This window comes from Cryptosporangium japonicum (assembly GCF_039524755.1).
GTDB lineage: Bacteria > Actinomycetota > Actinomycetes > Mycobacteriales > Cryptosporangiaceae > Cryptosporangium > Cryptosporangium japonicum.
Window position 1 is genome coordinate 174309 of the sequence record NZ_BAAAGX010000006.1, and the last position, 17630, is coordinate 191938.

Consider the following 17630-nt stretch of genomic DNA (forward strand, 5'->3'; position numbering starts at 1 on the left):
ATGGCCCAGCTCGTCGAAGTCCGGGAAGCCGGACTGGAGCCGCGGACGGCGGTGATCGACGGCGTGGTCGAGGTGGGGCGGGACGCCGCGGGCATCCTGCTGTCCGACCCGGAGACCTCCCGCCGGCACGCCGCGCTCACCAGCGTCGAAGACTTCCTGACGGTTCGTGATCTGGGGAGCACGAACGGCACGACGGTGAACGGTGCCGCGATTCAGGCCGAGACGCTGCTCAACCCCGGTGACACGGTGGGGATGGGCGATGTTCGCATCCTGGTGATCGGCCCGCTGACCGATGCGCCCACCGATGGGATCCCGGTCGCGCCGGGGTCGGTTCCGGCGGTGTCGCCGGAGGGTGGTGCTGTGGCGTCGCCGGGCGGTGCCGGGGTTTCGCCGGGCGGTGGGGCGGGTTCGCCGGGGGGTGCTGCGGCGGGTTCGCCGGGGGGTGAGTCGGCGCCGGTTGCGGGTGGGGCTTGGGCGGGGAGTGCGTCTCCGCCGGGATCCAGGCCGTCCGATGAGGGGCCGGCTGGTGCTGCGGGGCGTGCTCAGGTGCCGTCGCCGCCGGCGGTGGGGTCCGCGGCGGTCGGGTCCGCGCAGCCGCCGCAGTCGGGGCCGCCGGCCGCCGGCTCCGCGCAGGTGGGGTCGGCTCCTGCCGGCTCCGCGCAGGTGGGGTCGGCGCCGGTCGGGTCGGCGCCGGTCGGGCAGGCGCCGGTCGGGCAGGCGCCGGTCGGGCAGGCGCCGGTCGGGCAGGCGCCGGTCGGGCAGGCTCCGGTGGCCCAGCCGCCCGGGGTGCAGCAGCCCGGTGGCCAGCAGCCCGGCGGGCGGCACCCTGGATACCCGCAGCCTGGGTTCCCGCAGCCCGGTGGCCAGCCTCCGGGCGCTCAGCCGGGTGGGCAACCCGGGCCGCCGGGCGCGCCGCCGCACGCGGTGGGATCCGCACGGCCGGTACCCGCGTCCGCCCAAGCACCCGGCACCGCCCAGGTGCCCGGCACCGCTCAGGTGCCCGGCACCGCTCAGGTGCCCGGCACCGCTCAGGTACCCGGCACCGCTCAGGTGCCCGCGCCCGGGGCCGCGCCGGCCGCGTGGCGTGCGTCCGCGTCACCCGGCGCCCCCGCCGGCATCCCCGCTGGTGCCCCGGCCGGCGTTCCCGCCCAAGCCCGCGCTGGCGTCCCCGGCGGCACCCGCTTCGACGCCGAGCACCCGGCCTCCGCCGAGGGGCGCGCCTTCCAGACCGGCCAACCGCTCCTCCCCCTGCGCCCGGCGCTCGAGGAACTGGTCGCCAAGGAGACCGACGCCGCGGTCCTGCGCTACCGCCCCGGCAGCGCGGGCGAGGCCGCCGCGAACAGCTACGCCACCGCGGTGAAACGAGCACGCAAGCGCCTGGCCGGCCTGGGCTCCGAGCCCTGGGGCGTCAAACCCCAGATCTGTCTCGTCGACCCGTTCCCCGACCCGGACGACCCGGCGAACATCCTCACCTCCGGCACCGTCGTCGACCCCGTCCGCGGCGAGATCTTCGTCGTCGTCACCGCCGAGGCACCCCCGGAGCCCCCCGAGCGTCCGCTCGCGCTGTTCTTCGGGGCCGCACTGCCCGCCGCGCGTGACGTCGAACTCCTGATCGAAGGCTACGGCCTGCACCTGTGCGGCGTGCCCTCCGCCGACTCCTACCTCGCCGACATCGACGAGGAACGCGGCCTCCCCCCGCTGGTGCGCGCCGAGGGCGAGCTGCGCACGCTGATGGCGCTGTCGTTCGTCCGATTCCTTCTGGAGCGGGGCAGCGAGGCCGACCTCTGGAAGGTCTTCACGACGGCCCGGCCCGGCGCGGCCGACCTCACCGTCCAGGAGGTCTACGGCGTCGGCCTCTCCGCGCTGGAGGAGCAGTGGCTCCGCTCGCTCGAGGTCGACGAGGAACCCGTCCGGATCACCGCGTTCCTCAAGCTGGCCGGCCGGTACCTGCGCCCGCACGTCCGGCGCGAGATCGAGATCGCGATCTACCTGCTGATGGAGCTCGGCTTCGTCGCGGTGTTCCCGTTCGCGTTCACGAGCCTGATCAACAACCTGACCAACGGCACCGCCACTCTCCAGTTCATCCTGCAGCTGGTCGGGCTGCTCGCGGGCACGTTCGCGATCAGCCTCCTCGCCGAGCTGCGCCGCAACTACGTCTCGGCGTTCGTCAGCCAATCGATCGTCCGTGAGCTGCGAACTCAGATGTTCAGCGGTTTGCAAAGGCTCACCGCGCGCTGGTACTCCGGCCGCAAACAGGGCGACATCCTGTCCCGGCTGCTCTCCGACGTCGGCCAGTTGGAGCAGGGTCTTTCGAACACGATCCGAGACGGCCTCTTCCAGTTGCTCTCGCTGATCGTGGCGGCCGGCACGCTGCTGGTGCTGAACTGGATCCTCGGCCTGATCGTGCTGGTCGGGGCACCGATCGTCGCGTTCATCTACCGACGCATGGACGCGCCGGCGCTCAAGCGCAGCAAGGCCGTCCAGGAGAACGTCGGTGTGCTGGTCTCGGTCGCGGCCGAGAGCTACCAGGCGCACTCGGTCGTCCAGGCCTTCGGGCTAGAGGACGAGGAGCGTTCGCGCTTCAAGCGCGCCGCCGACCGGCTGTTCAAGCGCCAGCTGTCGCTGCAGCTGTTCAGCGGCCTGTTCGATCTTTCGGTCGACGCGGTGGTGACGACGCTGCGCCTGGTGACGCTCGTCGTCGGGGCGTACCTGGTGATCGGGGACCGGCTCTCGATCGGTGCGTTCGCCGCGGCGATCACGCTGGTCGGGCAGGTCGTCGGGCCGGTCACCGGGCTCACCGGCATCGGCCAGCAGATCCAGACGTCGACCGGTGCCCTTCAGCGGGTGAACGAGATCCTGCTGGCCAAGCCGGAGATCGACGACCACCCGCAGGCCACGCCGCTGCCGCCGCTGCGTCGGGAGATCCGGCTCGCGGACATCGGGTTCTCCTACGACGGCGACCGGCCGACGTTGCGCGGCATCGACGTCACGATCCGCGCGGGCACGAAGGTCGCGTTCGTGGGCCCGACCGGCGCCGGCAAGTCGTCGACACTGCAGTTGCTCATGCGGTTCTACGACCCCGACCGGGGCGCCGTGCTGTTCGACGGCCGCGACATCCGCGGTGCGACGATGGCCTCGCTGCGCGCGCAGCTCGGCGTCGTCTTCCAAGAGACGTTCCTGTTCGACGGGACGCTGCGCGACAACATCGGCCTCGGCCGGTTGGGGGCGTCACCGGAGGACATCGAGAAGGCCGCGCGGGCCGCTCAGCTGCACGAGTACATCACCACGCTGCCGCGGGGGTACGACACGCCGGTCGGCGAGCGGGGCGTGCGGCTGTCCGGTGGTCAGCGCCAGCGGCTCGCGATCGCCAGGGCGCTGCTGCGCGACCCGGCCGTGCTGCTGCTGGACGAGGCCACCTCGGCGCTCGACCCGCGCACCGAGCGGCTGGTCGCCGAGACCCTCGACACGGTCGCGAGCGGCCGCACGCTCATCGCGGTCACGCACCGGCTGACGTCGATCGTCGACTACGACCAGATCTACGTGCTGGAGAGCGGGCAGATCGTCGAGCAGGGGCGGCACGACGAGCTGGTCGCGCAGGGCGGTGTGTACGCCGACCTGTGGGCCGAGCAGAACGGTCTGCCGCGTCCGCAGGACGTGTCGGGCGAGGTCGTGGATCCGTCGCGCGCGCTGGCTCAGGTTCCGTTCTTCGCCCAGTTGGACGCCGCCGGGCTGGCCATCGCGGCCGCGGCGCTGCGTGAGATCCGGCTCGAGCGGGGTGACACGCTCCCGGCGCGCAACGGCCAGCTCGCGGTCGTGGTGCGCGGACAGGGGCGGGTGTTCGCGCCCGACCCGACCGGCCGCTCGGTGCAGGTGGCGCAACTCGGACCGGGGCAGCTGTTCGGGTTGGGTGCGCTGCTCGGCGACGACACCGCCGCGGAGCTGCGCGCGGACCGGCGGATGGAGCTCGGGATCCTCACCGACCAGGCCCTGTACCACCTGGCGACGCGGTTGCCTCCGGTCGCGGCGGCGCTGAACGCGCGGCGGGCGGCGTCGGCGCCGCTGGGTGGTGAGCGGCTCTCGCAGATCCGGATGTTGCCGCCGGAACTCCGACGGTTGCCCCCGGCTTCGTAGTTTCCTCGGTCTACCCGGGGACGTTCGCCAGGTAGTAAACGGCCGCCGCGCGAATCCAGTGGCGGCCCGGATCGCCGTACGGGTCGAGCGTGTGGCGGGACGGGTCGGGGATCGCGCGGTGGCCGATGATCCACGCGTCGTGACCGGTGGAGAGCCGGGCCCGGAGCGTGTTCATCATGTAGTCGCCCGCGTCCTGCCGGGCGAGGGGGCCGACCTCGGACATGTTCGCTTCGAGGGTCTTCTCGCACATCTTCTGGTCGAGGACGAAGAAGAGGTCGTTGACCGCAAGCCGTACCCGCATGAAACGTAACGATACGGCATATAACGCCATTTTTGTCCCGATCGGGAGGGTTCGTCGGGGCGGAAGGGGCCGTCGGATTTCCCTGTGACGCGAGGCACTGGAATGATGCAGCGCGCGACCGGACCCGAGGAGAACGATGGCGCCGGAACATCCTCCAGTCACCGGCCCCACGCCGGACGACGAGCCGACCGTCGCTGCCGCACTGGCACGCGCCGCGGCGGCAGCCAAGCGCCCCGACCCGAATGCCGCGAACCGTGGCAAGTTGACGTCGCGGCTGCGCGGGCGGGCCGCATCGGCGACCCAGCCGATGCCGGTGCTTCCTCCGGTCGAGAGATCCGCTCCCGCGACTTCGGCGCCGGGTTCCAGCGCGTTACCGCCACGGCGGGGCGTTACCCCGGTGCCAGCCGGGCCGGTGTCCTCGCTGCACAATCGCCCGGCGTCGTCGGGTGAGGGTTCTTCGGCGGGGGGCGGCCCGGGTGAGCCGCGGGACGGTTCAGGCGCGCCGGCTGGCTCGGCAACACACGGCGAGGCCAGACTGCACGGCGATGCTGGCGCACACAGCGGTGCTGGCGCGCAGAGCGGTGCCGGCGCGCACAGCGGTGCCGCTGAGCACAGCGGTGCCGCTGAGCCGGGCGGTCCTGGCGCATATAGCGGTGCAGGTGCGCGGGCTGGTACCAGTGCGCACAGCGGCGCTGGCACTCAGAGCAGCCCTGGTGCATACGGCGGTGCCGGTGCGCAGGGCGGTGCCAGTGCGCAGGGCGGTGCCAGTGCGCAGGGCGGTGCCAGTGCGCAGGGCGGTGCCAGTGCGCAGGGCGGTGCAGGAGCGCACGACGGTACTGGTGCACACAGCAGTGCAGGAGCGCACGGCGGCACTGGTGCGCAGGGTGCAACTGGTTCTCGGAACGACTCGGCCGCGGCGCAGGACAGCTCAACAGCGCCGCAGGATGGCTTGGTAGCGCACGGCGGCCCGGCAGCACAGGGCGGCCCGACGGCGCAGAGTGGCCCGACGGCGCAGAGTGGCCCGACGGCGCAGAGTGGCCCGACGGCGCAGAGTGGCCCGACGGCGCAAGGTGGCTCGGCGCCTGCGGATGGCTCGGCAGCATGGGACGGCTCAGCAGGCCAGGGCAGCTCAGCGGCGCAACGCAGGTCAGAACCGCAACGCGGCTTGGGTGAGCCTAGGGATGGCTCGGTAGCGCGGGGCGGTCCGGCAGCGCAGGGTGGCTCTGCGCCATTGGCGGCGGAAGGTGGCTTGGCCGCGCGAGGTGGCGCTCCGAAGTCGGATGCTGGCACGGAAGCGCGGAGGAGCGGTACCGGCCTCGAACCGGCTGGGATGCCGCCTGCTCCCGTTCCAGGCTGGTCCGTTCCGGGTTGGCCTGTTCCAGGCACCGCCAACACACCCGCCGACCCCCTCACGCCAGGCGCTTTACCTCCGCCACCACGTGCGCTGCCCCCAGCGCTGGGCGTGACACCGCCGCTGAGCGCGACACCCCCGCCGCTGGGCGCGACACCCCCGCCGCTGGGCGCGACACCGCCGCCGCTGGGCGCGACACCGCCGCCGCTGGGCGCGACGTCTTCGCCGCTGGGGGCGTTGCCTCCGCCGCCGGCCTCGTGGACGCTGGCTTCGACCTCGTATCCGGGTGGGCTGGGTCTGCCTCCGGCCCCGCGTAAGGCGGGTATCCCCGACCCGCCGGCGACCGGCTTCCAGGATGCCCCGACCGAGCCGCTCGCCCAGCCGACGATCCCCTCGCCGGCCAACCCCGACAATGCGCACTCGGCCGGCGGCCCATCCGCACCGCCGAAATTCAGTGCGCCCACCTCGGCGATCCCGGCGGCGCCGACCCCCAGCGCGGCGCCACCCGGCGCGCCAACTTCCGGCGCGCCAACTTTCGACGCACCCACTTTCGACGCACCCACTTCCGGCGCACCGACTTCTGGCGCACCAACTTCCGGCGCACCCACTTCCGACGCACCAACTTCTGGCGCAACACCGAGGTCCGGCGCCGCGTCGAACCCGCCCGTAGCACCGGCAGGGCCCGCCTCGACGATTGCCGGCTCTTCGGCGACCCCGGCAGCGCCTGGCTCCGGGGCGCGTCCGATTTCGGCGCCTCCGGTTACCCGGCCCGCACGACCCTTCTCCAAGCTCCCCGCGGCTCAGCCCACTTCAGCAATTCCGGTATCACCCACGGCTCCGGCCGCTTCGGAACCTCCTGGCTCGCCCACGACCCGGCCCGCCCCGGCAACACCGGCTCCTTCGGCCGCCCCAACGCCTCCGGCCGCCCCAACGCCTCCGGCCGCCCCGACGTCCTCGGCTGCCCCAAAGCCTCCGGCTGCCCCAACGCCTCCAGCTGCCCCAACGCCTCCGGCTGCCCCGACGTCCTCGACCGCCCCAACGCCTCCGGCTGCCCCAACGGCGGCCCCGGTCTCCCCGGACCCGGACGCGACCGTCCTGCTCGGTGGAAACCCAGCCGCGAACTCCCCGGCATCGAGCGCACCGCACCCACCGACCCCACAACCCGCGTCAACCGCACCGGCCAATGCCCCCGCATCGAACGCACCGGCCGGATTCGCCGTAGCCGGGAACCCAGCCCTCAACCAGGCCGCGCCAGCCGGCTCCGCGGCCCACACCGCCGACACCGAGAACTTCGCGAACATCGACCCCACGCAAGGCAAGTGGGCCCTCTCCGCCTTCCCCACCTCCCCCTCCGGGAACCCCCGAAACAGCGCCCGCAACAAGCTCATCATTTTGGGCGGTGTGCTGGTCGCCGTCGTCATCGTGGGGTTTGTTCTGGTGCTTCCGGCGCTCTCCGGGACCGACTCCGCCGACAAGACGGAGACCAAGCCCGCGGCCGCTACCCCCAGCGCTCCCCCGACCTCGGCCAGCCCGAGTCCGACCCCGCCCCGTCCGAGCGCTTCGGCGGCCGGTGGTGAGTACGTCGCGCCGTATGTTCCGCCGGCTCCGAAGCCGACCACGGCGTCCCCGAGCGACGAGGGTGACTGGAACGACGAGGGCGACTGGAACGACGACGGCGACTGGGACGACGATCCCCCGTGGTGGGAAGAACGCTAAGCCACCACCGGCGTCTCCAGCAGCGCGGTCAGCTCACCGGCCGGCATCGGCTTCGCGAACAGGAACCCCTGCGCGTGCCCGCACCGCAGGTCGCGGAGCCGGTCGGCCTGCGACGTCCCTTCCACGCCCTCGGCCACCGGCCGCAGTCCCAACGTCTCGGCCAATCCGAGGATCGCTCTGGTCACGGCCTCGTCGGTGGCGTTGCCGTCGAGGTCGTGGACGAACGACCGGTCGATCTTGATCGAGTGGATGGGCAGGGTCCGCAGGTAGGTGAGCGACGAGTACCCGGTCCCGAAGTCGTCCAGAGCGATCCGCACGCCGAGCGCCGACAACTCGCGCAGCGTCTGCGCGGCCATGGCCAGGTCGGCTACGAGCGCCGTCTCGGTCACTTCGAGCATGAGCGCGCTCGGTGGGATGTCGGCGGCCGCCAGCGCGGCGGCCACCTCGTCGGGGAGGCCGGGGTCGACGAGGTGCGCGGCGCAGATGTTGACGCTCACCACGAAGTCCGAGCGCACCGCGCGCCACGTCCGCGCCTGCGCGCACGCCGTCCGCAGCACGAACCCGTCCAGCGCCGCGAGCAGGCCGGTGCTCTCCGCGGTCTCCAGGAACGCGGCCGGCCCGAGCAGCCCGCGGACGGGGTGTCGCCAGCGCAGCAGGGCCTCCACCGCGGTGATCCGCTCCGACGCCAGCTCGACGATCGGCTGGTAGTGCACCTCGAACTCTCCCGCGTCGAGGGCGACACGCAGTTCTTCTTCCAGCCGCAGCCGGCCGAGCGTCGAGTCGGACAGCTCCGGATCCGCCACCCGGTACCGGTTCTTCCCGCTCTCCTTCGCTCCGTAGAGCGCCAGGTCGGCGTCGCGCAGCAGCGTTTCCGCAGTTGACGACGCGTCGGCGAGCGCGATGCCGACGCTCGCGCGCACCGACACCGGGGCGCCTTCGCCCACCGTCACCGGCGCGCTCACCCGCTCCAGGATCACCGCGGCGACGGCGGTCGCGTCGGCCTCGGCGGCGGCGCCCGGCAGGAGCACGGCGAACTCGTCGCCGCCGAGGCGGGCCACTGTGTCGGTCGCGCGCACCGCACCACGCAGCCGCCCGGCCACGGCGACGAGCAGCTGATCGCCGACGCCGTGTCCGCGGGTGTCGTTCACGGCCTTGAAGCCGTCGAGGTCGACCAGCAGCAGCGCCGGGTGCCCTTCGAGGGCCGCGTCCAGCCGCTCGTTGAACAGCGCGCGGTTGGCCAGCCCGGTGAGCGGGTCGTGAAACGCCTGGTGCGCGAGTCGCGCCCGCTGCGCGCCCAGTTCGTCGGTGAGCGACGTGGTCATGCGCAAGGTCAGGAACTGGCGGCCGAGGACCGCGACGACCACGCCCACCTCGTGCCACATCACGATCGAGTCCAGCCGGTCGGCGGACATCTGCTGCCGGATCATGAACAGCACCAGCACCAGCAGCGGCACGTACGACCAGGCCTGCATCAGCGGGGACGCGCCCCGGTCCCGGACCGGAACGGACTCCGACGGCCGCCCGGCCGACCACGCGATCGCGAGCAGGCCCAGCTGCGCCACCGCGTGGCCCCAGAGCCAGTCCTCCGCACGCAGCACGGCGACGAGCTGGAACACCATCGAGGCCGCCAGCAGCGCCGCGCCGACGGCCAGCCCGGTGAACGCGGACCGCCAGGCGACCTGCCCGTAGATCAGCAGCAGCATCACCATCGCGACCACGGTCATCAGCGTCAGGCACAGCACGGCCACGCTGACGTCGCCGAACGGCGAATCCCGGCGGCCGTACCAGTCGTCGCCGACGAACAGCCAGACGAGCGCGGAGAGCGAGAAGGCGATGATCGCCCCGTCGCAGAGCAGGCGCAGTTTGCCCATCACGGTCGGTGGCGCCACCGGCAGGGCGAGCATCGCGACGGCCAGGAAGATCGCGGCCGGCAGCACGAACGCGGTGAGCGTCAACGCGCGGAACGACACCGAGAGGTCGAGCCGCTCGGTCACCGCGTGCCACACCAGGGCCACCAGCCAGCAGCCCATGCCCAGCGCACCGAACTGCCGGCCGATCCGCACGCGGCCCCGGGTTCGTGGCCCGCCGCGCAGGAAGCGCAGCAGCGCCCAGCCGACGAGCGAGATGAGCAGCACGTCCTGGACCGCGTCGTAGGCCGGGACCAGCCGCGGCCCGACGATCGCGAACGCGATGAACTCGACCGCAACCGCGATCCAGGCCCACCACCGCCTCGGCATGTCTCCCCATCGGCGCTGATTGGCACGGATCAAGAGTTCCGTGACGTCCACGAAACACCGGCGGGGGAGGCTGAGGGGGTGGAGCTGTCCGAAGGCACCGAAGACCGGGACTTCTCCGTGGCGTCGCTCGGCGCCTGCCGGATCGATTCGCCGTTGGCGCCGCTCGTCGAAGCGCGGCGCACCACCGAGGCGTACGTCGACGAGGGTGACCGGGTGTTGTTCGACGACACGATCTCGATGGTCGCCGCGCGCGGCCTGCCGATCGAACGGCTGCCGAGCTTCGAGCCGGGCGGACCGCGCCGCCGCATCTACTTCGACCCGGCCAAAACGCGAGTGGCCATCGTGACCTGCGGGGGTCTCTGCCCCGGCCTCAACGACGTGATCCGCGGCCTCGTGCTCGAGCTGACCGAGCACTATGGCGTCCGGCGGATCGTCGGCATCCGCAACGGCTACCAGGGTTTCATCGCGAAGTACGGCCGGGACGTCGTCGACCTCACGCCCGACGCGGTGGCCGGCATCAACGAGCACGGCGGCACGATCCTCGGCACGTCACGCGGCCAGCAGGATCCGGAGGAGATCGTCGACTGCCTGGAGCGGCTGGGCATCACGATGCTGTTCGTGATCGGCGGCGACGGAAGCATGCGTGGCGCGATCGGCATCGGCCGGGTCGTCGGCGAACGCGGACTGAAGATCTCGGTCGTCGGCGTCCCGAAGACGATCGACAACGACATCCCGTTCATCAACCAGAGCTTCGGCTTCCAGACCGCGTTCAGCCGCGCCGCGGAGTCGATCCGGACCGCGCACGTCGAAGCGCGGACCGTGCCGAACGGCGTCGGACTGGTGCGGTTGATGGGGCGGCACTCGGGTTTCATCGCCTGTTACGCCGCGCTGGCGAAGAACGACGCGGACTTCGTCCTGATCCCCGAGGTGCCGTTTACGCTGACCGGAACCAACGGGCTGCTGGCCCACCTCCGCAAGCGCGTGGTCGAGCGCGGGCACGCCGTCGTGGTCGTAGCCGAGGGCGCGGGGCAGGAACTGCTGAACCCCGAGGGCACCGACGCCTCCGGCAACCAGAAGCTCAGCGACGTCGGCGTCTACCTGCGGCACCGGATCGTCGAGGACTTCGAGGAGGCGGGCCTGGAGATCAACCTCAAGTACATCGATCCGAGCTACACGATCCGCAGCGTGCCCGCCAACCCCTACGACAGCGTCTACTGCTTACGGCTGGCTCACACCGCGGTGCACGCGGCGATGGCCGGGCGCACCGAGATGGTCGTCGGCCGCTGGCACGGGCGGTTCGTGCACGTCCCGATGCGGCTGGCGGTCAGCCGACGCAACCAGGTGGACCCGGACGGCGACCTCTGGATGTCGGTGCTCGAAGCGACCGGCCAGCCCGCGCGGCTCGGCTGACCGTCAGGCGACGCGGGGTGTGTCCAGGAGGTCGGTGAACTCGGACGCCGGGACCGGGGCGCCCAGCGAGGCGTAAGCGGCGCCGTAGTCGCGCAGAGCGGCCCGCGACGCACCCCCGGCGATCACCGCACGCAGCCCCAACGTGCCGGCGAACCCGAGCAGCGCCTGCACGAGGGCCGGGTCGCCGCCCAGCGTGCGGTGCAGGGTGAGCGTGCGGAGGGGCAGCGCACGCAGACACCGGAGGTCCACCGGGCCGGCGCCGAAGTCCGCGACACCGAGGCCGACGCCCAGTTCGGCGAGCCCACGCAGCGGACGCTCGACCGCGGCGACGTCGGCGCTCAGCGCGGCCTGCGGGATCGCCAGCTCCAGCGCGTCGGCCCGGAGCCCGGCGAGACACTTCACGACGACACCGACGAGGGACGGATCCGCGACGCAGGCCGCGCAGACCGGCACGGTCACGGTGAGGTCCCGCCAGCGGTGGGCGTCCGAACACGCGAACGCGAGCAGGCGCCGGTCCAGCGCGCCGAGCACACCGGCCGCCACCGCGGCGTCCGCGAACTCGTCGCGTTCCAGCAGGCCCCGGCGGGGATGGCGCCACCGCAGCGTGGCCTCGGCGCCCACGACCCGCTCGGTCGCCAGCTCGACGATCGGGCGGTAGGCCACCTCGAAGTCGTCGGCCGCCCGCAGTTCCTCCTCGAGGCGGAACCGGTCGAGGGCGTGCTGCGCGAGTTCCCGGTCGGCGACCCGGTACCGGTTCTTGCCTTCCTGTTTCGCCCGGTAGAGGGCCAGGTCGGCGTCCCGGAGCACCGCGTCGGGCGGACCGTTCGCCACTCCGACGCTGACCCGGAGCTCGACGGTCGACTCCCCGAGCGACACCGGGCCGGCGACCCGCTCGAGGATCCGCCTGGCGACGTCCTCGCCGTTCCCGTCCGGCACCAGCACCGCGAACTCGTCGCCGCCCATCCGGGCCACGGTGTCGCCGTTGCCCGCGGCGGCGCGCAGCCGCCTGGCCACGGTCACGAGCAGCTGGTCGCCGACGGCGTGGCCGCGCGAATCGTTCACCGCCTTGAAGCCGTCCAGGTCGATCAGCAGCACCGCGGGAGCGTCGAGAACCGCCAGCCGCTCGGCGAACAGCGCGCGGTTCGCCAACCCGGTCAGCGGGTCGTGGAACGCCTGGTAGGCCAGCTTCGCGCGCTGACGGGTCAGCTCGCCGGCCAGCCGCGCGTTCCGCTTCAGCGACAGGAACTGCCGGGTCAGCACCGCGACGGCCAGCACGAAGAGCATTCCGACGAGCACCAGGTTGACCCGGCGCACCACGGCCTGGTGCACCGCCGCGATCAGCGCCAGCCCGAGCAGCCCCAGGTAGGGCAGCGCCTGGGCGAGTGTGGACGGGTAGTCCCAGGACGTGCGGCGCCCGAACATCGGCATCGGCAGCAGGGCCGCCCGGCCGATCAGCACGGTGCCGAGCAGCAGCGCACCCCCGGCCACCCGCTCCGGAGCCGGGTCACCGGCCAGCGCCGCGAAGCCCGCCGCGACCGCACCGCACGACATCACCGCGATACCGCCGGCGAACGATCCGAGCGACGTCGGCCCGTTCGGGGAGCGGCCGAGCAGCAGCGGCAGCGCCGCCGACAGGAGCACGAGCAGCGAGCCCGACAGCGTGATCAGCGCGAGCGCGCCCGGAGCGTCCACATCGACCCGCGGGTCGACGCCGAACAGCGCCGTCCACGCCAGGCTGGTCAGCGAGAGGCCCACCGCGGCGCCGTCGACGAGCATCCGCGTCACCGACGAGCGGGTCAGGGCCACCCCGGGCACGGCCAGCAGCGTGACGACCGCGCAGGCGAGCGCGCCCTGCGCCACCACGGCGAGCAGCGACATCCGCGCCCCCAGCGACACCCCGGCGAGCAGCCCGACCTCGTTGCACACCAGCGCGAGCGCCCACAGCCCCAGCGCGACGACGCTCAACATCCGCCAGCGACGCTGCGCGCCGGTCAGCTCACGAGCGCGCCGGAGGAACAGCCGGGTGGCCCAGCACGTGGCGATCAGCAGCCCGACCATCTCGACGTGCAGTGCGCCGGTGGGCAGCACCAGGAGCACGACTTGGAACGCCGCGCCCAGAACCACGAGCCAGCCGAGACGCATACAGTCCCCCGTCCTCCGCGCGCTGGCCGGGGTGGCGTTCCCGGGCAGGCGTCCGACGACGATCGAAAAGCGACTGTATGACCGATGAGCCCCGCGTAACACCCCGTTCACGGGAGTTCACAGAAGGACACCTTCGCTCAGCTAGGGATTCACGCGAGCACTGTGACGCACATCGCAAAAAGCCCCGCGGGCCGGAGCCCACGGGGCGGTCGCGTACGCGTCACGACTGCGGCGGTTCGTCCTTGCCCGCTTCTTCGAGGCGGTCGGCCTCTTCCTTCGTCTTGTGGACGGCGCCGTCGGCGTGGTCCGGCGGCCCGTAGATCGTGTAGAGCACCAGCGGGTTCGGGCCGGTGTTCACGAAGTTGTGCTTACGACCGGCCGGGACGACCACGAGGTCACCCTGCGCGACCTTCCGGGTCTGCCCGGAGACGCGCGCCTCACCGACGCCGCTGACGAACGTCAGGATCTGGTCGTTCTCCTCGTGGACCTCCTCCCCGATCTCCCCGCCGGGCGGAATGGTCATGATGACGAGCTGGGTGTGTTCCCCGGTCCAGAGCACGCGGCGAAAATCCGGGCTCTTCTCGGCTTCGGTGGCGATCGTGAAGTGCTCCATGCGCGAGGGCTTCCCAGGAAGAAGGCCGGTTACACGGAGTGGAACGAGTGACGTGACAACTTCGTTGGCAGGGCGTTACATCTGTTCCTGACCGCTACGCCCGTCAAAGGAGATGGCAACCATGGCTCTGCTGGACAGTTCGGTCTGGGAAGGCAAGATCTACCTCGACGGCTGGACCGCCGGCGGAGCCGAGCCCGCGCCCGCCGTCGAACCCGCCACCGGCAAGGAGCTGGCGCTCGTGGGGCGCGCCTCGGTGGAGGACGTCCGCCGTGCGGCCGCCCGCGCCGTCGAGGCGCAGAAGGACTGGGCCGCGCGGCCCTACACCGAGCGCGCCGCCGTGCTGCGCAAGGCCGGTGACCTGTTCACGCAGAACGCCGAGGAGATCTCCGGCTGGCTGGTCCGCGAGGGCGGCGCGATCCCCGGCCGCGCCGGGTTCGAGATCGACACCGCCGCCCAGGAGTGTTACGAGGCGGCGGCGCTCGCGTCGGCACCGTACGGGGAGATGCTGCGTTCCGCGCTCCCCCGCTACAGCCTGGCCCGGCAGCTGCCGGTGGGCGTCGTCGGCGTGATCGCGCCGTTCAACGTGCCGATCATCCTCGGCATCCGGGCCATCGCCCCGGCGCTGGCGCTGGGCAACGCGGTCGTGTTCAAGCCCGATCCCCGCACCGCGATCTGCGGCGGGGTGTCGATCACCCGCGTGCTCGAAGAGGCCGGGCTGCCGGCCGGGGTGTTCTCGTACCTGCCCGGCGGCGTCGACGTCGGGGAAGCCGTGATCACCGACCCCGCGACCCGGGTGATCGCGTTCACCGGGTCGACGCGGGCCGGGCGGCGCATCGGTGAGCTGGCCGGAAAGCACCTCAAGCGCACGCACCTGGAGCTGGGCGGCAACTCGGCGCTGATCGTGCTGGACGACGTCGACCCGGCCGAGGTCGTGTCGGCGGCGGCCTGGGGCTCGTTCTTCAACCAGGGCCAGGTCTGCATGACGACCGGGCGGCACCTGGTCGCCGCCGGGGTGGCCGACGACTACATCGCCGCGCTGGCCGAGCGGGCCGACCACCTGCCGGTCGGCGACCCGGCGACCGAGCAGGTCGCGCTCGGCCCGGTGATCGACGCCCAGCAGCGCGACAACATCCACGCGCGGGTCACCGCCAGCGTCGAGCAGGGCGCCCGGCTGGCCGCCGGCGGCACGTACGAGGGCCTGTTCTACCGGCCGACCGTGCTCGCCGACATCCCCGTGACCGCGCCCGGTTGGGCCGAGGAGATCTTCGGTCCGGTGGCGCCGATCCGCCGCTTCTCCACCGTCGAGGAAGCGATCGCGCTGGCCGCGGACTCCGAGTACGGGCTCTCCCTGGGCATCATGACCCGCGACGTGGCGCGTGCCCTCGACATCGCCGCCCAGATCCCGTCCGGAGCCGTCCACATCAACGACCAGACCGTGAACGACGAGGCGACGATCCCGTTCGGCGGCGTCGGCGAGTCCGGAACCGGCTCCCGTCACGGCGGTACACGCGCCAACCTGGAGGCGTTCACCGAAACGCAGTGGGTCACGCTGCGATCGACTCCGGCCCAATATCCATTCTGACCCTACTGGCGGGTAATCCATGGCAGGGTAGCCCGCGTGAACGTTCAGCGGCGTCTGCTGGCCGGGTGGGGCGCAACCGCTCCCACGGCCGCGGACGTGACGTCTCCGGCCTCGATCGACGAGGTCGTCAAAGCGGTGGGGGACGCTCCGGAGCGGGGCGTTCTCCCTCGCGGGCTGGGCCGCAGCTACGGTGACGCCGCCCAGAACGCCGGCGGGCTGGTCGTCGACATCACCCGGTGCACGCGGGTACGCCGTTTCGACGTCGAGGCCGGCGTCATCGAGGTCGAGGCCGGCCTGAGCCTGCACACGCTGATGCGTCAGGTATTGCCGTTCGGCTGGTTCGTGCCGGTCACGCCGGGAACCCGGTACGTCACCGTCGGCGGCGCGATCGCCGCGGACATCCACGGCAAGAACCACCACGTCGAAGGCTCGTTCACCCAGCACGTCCGCGGTCTCGACCTACTGCTCGCCTCCGGCGCGGTGGTCTCGCTGACCCCGGAGGACGACGCGTTCCGGGCCACCGCCGGCGGGATGGGCCTCACCGGCATCGTCACCGCGGCCACGATCCAGCTGCTGCCGGTCGAGACCAGCCTCATGTCGGTCGACACCGAACGCGCCCCGAACCTCGACGCGCTGCTGGCCCGGCTGGAAGCCACCGACGACGCGTACCGCTACTCGGTCGCCTGGATCGACCTGCTCGCCCGCGGCACGCGCATGGGCCGGTCGGTGATCACCCGCGGTGACCACGCCCGCCTCTCCCAGCTCCCACCGCGCAAGCGCGGCGAACCGTTCGCGTTCGCACCGCACCCGCTCGCGTCGGTGCCGCCGGGCGTCGTCCCGCCGGGGCTGCTGAACAAAGCGACGGTGGCCGCGTTCAACGAGCTCTGGTACCGGAAGGCGCCGGCGTCGCGTCGCGGGCAACTGCAGTCGATCGCCGCGTTCTTCCACCCGCTCGACCTGCTCGAACGCTGGAACCGCATCTACGGCCGCCCCGGCCTGGTGCAGTACCAGTTCGTCGTGCCGTACGGCGCCGAAGACGTCGTCCGCACCGCGGTCGACCGGCTGAGCGCCGCCGGGTCACCCGCGTTCCTCGCGGTGCTGAAGCGGTTCGGCGCCGGCAGCCCCGGCCTGCTGTCGTTCCCCACCCCCGGCTGGACGCTCGCGCTCGACCTGCCGACGACAATGGCCGGCCTGCCACGCCTGCTCGACGAACTCGACGACCTGGTCGTCGGCGCCGGCGGCCGGATCTACCTGGCGAAAGACTCGCGGCTCCGGCCGGAACTGCTCCCCGCGATGTACCCGCGGCTGGACGAGTGGCGGGCCGTCCGGTCCGCGCTCGACCCCGCCGGGCTGTTCGCGTCCGATCTGTCGAGGAGGTTGGGCCTGTGATCAACGCCGTGGGTTCGCCGCAGTCCCTGCTGCTGCTCGGCGGCACCTCCGAGATCGGGCTGACGCTCGCGCGCACGCTGGTCGCCGACCGCTGCCGCCGGGTCGTGCTCGCCGGGCGTCCGTCCGAGGCGCTCGACCGGGCCGCCGACGACCTGCGGTCGGCCGGCGCCCAGGTCGAGGTGCTCCCGTTCGAGGCGTCGGACACCGGCTCGCATCCGGCGCTCGTCGAAAAAGCATTCGTGGACGACGTCGACCTGGCCGTCGTCGCGTTCGGTGTCCTCGGGGACCAGGCCCGGGCCGAGGTCGACGCCGCCCATTCGGTGGAGATCGCCACCACGAACTACGTCGGCGCGCTCTCGGTGCTGGTGCCGGTCTCGCAGGCGATGCAGCGCCAGGGGCACGGCGCGATCGTGGTGATGTCGTCGGTGGCGGGTGAGCGGCCGCGGAAATCGAACTTCGCGTACGGCTCGTCCAAGGCCGGGCTGGACGCGTTCGCCACCGGCCTCGGCGACGTGCTCCACGGGTCGGGCGTGCACGTGATGGTCGTCCGGCCCGGGTTCGTGCGGACGAAGATGACCGCGCACCTCGAACCGGCCCCGCTCTCCACCACCCCGGAGGAGGTCGCGGACGCCATCGTCCAGGGGCTGCGCCGCCGCCGGGAAACCATCTGGGTGCCCGGGACGATGCGGCTCGTGATGAGCGTGCTGCGTGCCGTCCCCCGGCCGATTTTCCGCAAACTCCCGATCTGAAATCACGCG

10 protein-coding genes and 1 pseudogene are annotated in these 17630 nt (G+C 72.5%); 7 read left to right on the forward strand and 4 right to left on the reverse strand.

The window, feature by feature from the left end; translation table 11 throughout:
- A complete protein-coding gene (locus tag ABD437_RS05735) occupies positions 1-4131 on the forward strand; it encodes an ABC transporter transmembrane domain-containing protein (protein ID WP_344647676.1) in 4131 nt (1376 codons plus the stop codon).
- A 10-nt stretch (positions 4132-4141) separates the two neighbouring features.
- Here the strand turns inward: ABD437_RS05735 and ABD437_RS05740 are convergent, their stop codons facing one another.
- Positions 4142-4432: a hypothetical protein gene (locus ABD437_RS05740; protein WP_344647677.1), complete on the reverse strand. Its 291-nt coding sequence runs from the start codon at positions 4430-4432 to the stop codon at positions 4142-4144.
- Between the two features lie 1800 nt (positions 4433-6232).
- Here ABD437_RS05740 and ABD437_RS42985 point away from each other — a divergent pair.
- Together ABD437_RS42985 and ABD437_RS05745 are read left to right on the forward strand one after the other, a co-directional pair.
- A pseudogene (locus tag ABD437_RS42985) lies at positions 6233-6388 on the forward strand (pentapeptide repeat-containing protein); the annotation flags it as partial.
- Between the two features lie 796 nt (positions 6389-7184).
- Entirely contained in the window at positions 7185-7499 is a 315-nt protein-coding gene (locus ABD437_RS05745; RefSeq protein WP_344647678.1) for a hypothetical protein, read from the forward strand.
- Here ABD437_RS05745 and ABD437_RS05750 read toward each other — a convergent pair.
- Positions 7496-9736, reverse strand: coding sequence for a putative bifunctional diguanylate cyclase/phosphodiesterase (locus ABD437_RS05750; protein ID WP_344647679.1), 2241 nt, complete (start codon positions 9734-9736; stop codon positions 7496-7498). The genes ABD437_RS05745 and ABD437_RS05750 overlap by 4 nt on opposite strands.
- 78 nt (positions 9737-9814) lie before the next feature.
- Between ABD437_RS05750 and ABD437_RS05755 the strand changes: the two genes are divergently transcribed.
- Positions 9815-11146: an ATP-dependent 6-phosphofructokinase gene (locus ABD437_RS05755; protein WP_344647680.1), complete on the forward strand. Its 1332-nt coding sequence runs from the start codon at positions 9815-9817 to the stop codon at positions 11144-11146.
- A 3-nt stretch (positions 11147-11149) separates the two neighbouring features.
- Here the strand turns inward: ABD437_RS05755 and ABD437_RS05760 are convergent, their stop codons facing one another.
- Positions 11150-13288: a putative bifunctional diguanylate cyclase/phosphodiesterase gene (locus ABD437_RS05760; protein WP_344647681.1), complete on the reverse strand. Its 2139-nt coding sequence runs from the start codon at positions 13286-13288 to the stop codon at positions 11150-11152.
- Between the two features lie 220 nt (positions 13289-13508).
- Positions 13509-13901 (reverse strand): cupin domain-containing protein, encoded by a 393-nt coding sequence (locus tag ABD437_RS05765; RefSeq protein WP_035857880.1) that lies wholly within the window; start codon positions 13899-13901, stop codon positions 13509-13511.
- A gap of 121 nt (positions 13902-14022) precedes the next feature.
- Between ABD437_RS05765 and ABD437_RS05770 the strand changes: the two genes are divergently transcribed.
- Genes ABD437_RS05770 through dprE2 form a run of 3 tightly spaced genes read left to right on the forward strand, consistent with a single transcriptional unit; the run spans position 14023 to position 17621 of the window.
- Positions 14023-15483 (forward strand): benzaldehyde dehydrogenase, encoded by a 1461-nt coding sequence (locus ABD437_RS05770; protein WP_344647682.1) that lies wholly within the window; start codon positions 14023-14025, stop codon positions 15481-15483.
- 36 nt (positions 15484-15519) lie between these two features.
- Positions 15520-16872 carry a decaprenylphosphoryl-beta-D-ribose oxidase gene (gene dprE1, locus ABD437_RS05775; RefSeq protein WP_344647683.1) on the forward strand — a complete coding sequence of 451 codons (1353 nt, stop codon included), beginning with the start codon at positions 15520-15522 and terminating at the stop codon, positions 16870-16872.
- The gene (dprE2, locus tag ABD437_RS05780; RefSeq protein WP_344647684.1) at positions 16869-17621 is read left to right on the forward strand and encodes a decaprenylphospho-beta-D-erythro-pentofuranosid-2-ulose 2-reductase; all 753 of its coding nucleotides are present in this window, start codon (positions 16869-16871) and stop codon (positions 17619-17621) included. The genes dprE1 and dprE2 overlap by 4 nt, the downstream gene beginning before the upstream one ends.
- Positions 17622-17630 lie beyond the last annotated feature (9 nt).